This is a genomic window from Mesorhizobium sp. P3_A9 (assembly GCF_056402975.1).
In genome coordinates this window covers 1-2,224 of record NZ_JBFUGJ010000585.1, presented here as the reverse complement: position 1 = coordinate 2,224, position 2,224 = coordinate 1, and the positions used below count along the sequence as shown (strand labels likewise).

The window sequence follows — 2,224 nt, the reverse complement described above, 5'->3', positions numbered from 1 at the left end:
AGCCAATCCATCAGGACCCCGACTTCTACACAAGGCAGGAGCAGATCATCTCCTTCCAGCATCCCGACCACGAAACGGCGGACTGGCCGACCAAAGGTTTGCAGCTATGAGCAGTCAATTGCGTGCCCTCTATCCCGAGCTCGAGCCGTTCGACTCAGGCATGCTCGATGTCGGCGATGGYCAYMWGGTCTATTGGGAGCGYTCCGGCACCAARGGCGCCAAGCCGGCSGTGTTCCTGCATGGCGGMCCGGGCGGCGGCWTYTCGCCAAAACAYCGGCGGCTGTTCGATCCAAAGCTCTATGATGTCATCCTGTTCGATCAGCGCGGTTGCGGAAAATCGACGCCGAACGCCTCGCTCGAAGCCAACACGACCTGGCACCTGGTCGCCGACATCGAACGGCTCCGCGAAATGGCCGGCTTCGACACATGGCTGGTGTTCGGCGGCTCCTGGGGCTCGACGCTGGCGCTCGCTTATGCCGAAACGCATCCCAATCGCGTCAGCGAGCTGGTGGTGCGCGGCATCTACACGCTGACCCGGGCCGAGCTCGAATGGTACTATCAGTTCGGCGTCTCCGAGATGTTTCCCGACAAGTGGGAGCGTTTCGTGGCGCCGATCCCGCAGGCCGAGCGCAGCGACATGATGGCGGCCTACCGCACTCGGCTGGTCGGCTCAGACCGCAAGGCGCAGCTGGAAGCGGCGCTCGCCTGGAGCCTGTGGGAAGGCGAAACCATCACGCTGCTGCCGGAGCCGGAAACCAGCGACAAGTTTGGCGAGGACGATTATGCAATCGCCTTTGCCCGCATCGAGAACCATTATTTCGTTCATGCCGGCTGGCTGGAGGAGGGACAGCTGCTGCGCGACGCGCACAAGCTCAAGGATATTCCCGGCACCATCGTCCACGGCCGCTACGACATGCCATGTCCTGCACGCTACGCCTGGGCGCTGCACAAGGCCTGGCCGAAGGCCGATTTCCATCTCATCGAGGGCGCCGGCCATGCCTATTCGGAACCCGGCATCCTTGACCGGCTGATCCGCGCGACGGACAAATTTGCAGGCAAATGACCATGACCCGCGAGCGCCTCTATCTCTTCGACACCACACTGCGCGATGGCCAGCAGACGCCGGGCATCGACTTTTCGGTCGAGGACAAGATCGCGATTGCAAAATTGCTCGACGAATTCGGCATGGACTATGTCGAGGGTGGTTATCCCGGCGCCAATCCGACCGACACCGCATTCTTCCAGAAGAAGCGCACGGCACGCGCCAAATTCGTTGCCTTCGGCATGACCAAGCGGGCAGGGGTCTCCGCCTCGAACGATCCTGGCCTTGCGGCGCTTGTGCAGTCGAAATCGGACGCCATCTGCTTCGTCGCCAAAAGCTGGGACTACCACGTCCGCGTCGCGCTCGGCTGCACCAACGAGGAGAACCTAGACTCCATCAAGGCCTCGGTCGAGGCGKCRGTCGCTTCGGGCAAGGARGCGATGGTCGACTGCGAGCATTTCTTCGATGGCTTCAAGGCCAATCCGGACTATGCGCTGGCTTGCGCGAAGACGGCATACGATGCCGGCGCACGCTGGGTGGTGTTGTGCGACACCAACGGCGGCACGCAGCCTTCGGAAGTGCGCGCCATCGTCGACAAGGTCATCGCCTCAGGCATACCGGGCGATCATCTCGGCATCCAYGCCCAYGACGAYACCGGCCAGGCRGTYGCCAATTCGCTGGCSGCRGTCGAGGCCGGCGTACGCCAGATCCAGGGCACGCTGAACGGCATCGGCGAGCGCTGCGGCAACGCCAATCTGATCTCGATCGTCCCGACGCTGGCCCTAAAGCCGGCATTCGCCGATCGCTTTGAGACCGGCATCTCGGCCGAGGCGCTGACCGGCATTTCGCGTCTGTCGCGTGCCTTCGACGAACTCTTGAACCGTGCGCCGGAAGCGCAGGCGCCCTATGTCGGCGCCTCGGCTTTCGCCACCAAGGCCGGTATCCATGCCTCCGCACTGGCCAAGGAGCCGGCGACCTATGAGCATGTGCCGCCGGAAACTGTTGGCAACCGCCGCCGCGTCATGGTCTCCGATCAGGGCGGCAAGGCCAATTTTCTCGCCGAACTGAAACGGCGCGGCATCGAGGTGCCCAGGGACGATCACCGGCTCGACGCGTTGATCGCGGTCGTCAAGGAGCGCGAGGCCGAGGGCTATGCCTATGAGGGCGCCGACGCCTCCTTTG

At 63.5% G+C, this 2,224-nt stretch carries 2 protein-coding genes and 1 pseudogene; all 3 read left to right on the top strand.

Going from position 1 to position 2,224, the window contains the following annotated elements; all coding sequences use genetic code 11:
• Positions 1-110 (top strand): annotated as a pseudogene (locus AC1DX0_RS34880) (GFA family protein); the annotation flags it as partial.
• Complete coding sequence (gene pip, locus AC1DX0_RS34875; RefSeq protein WP_477358947.1) at positions 107-1,063, top strand: prolyl aminopeptidase; 957 nt, start codon at positions 107-109, stop codon at positions 1,061-1,063. The pseudogene AC1DX0_RS34880 and the gene pip, both read left to right, overlap by 4 nt.
• Positions 1,060-2,224: homocitrate synthase/isopropylmalate synthase family protein (locus AC1DX0_RS34870; RefSeq protein ID WP_477358944.1), on the top strand; the 1,165-nt coding region annotated here is incomplete at its 3' end. The genes pip and AC1DX0_RS34870, both read left to right, overlap by 4 nt.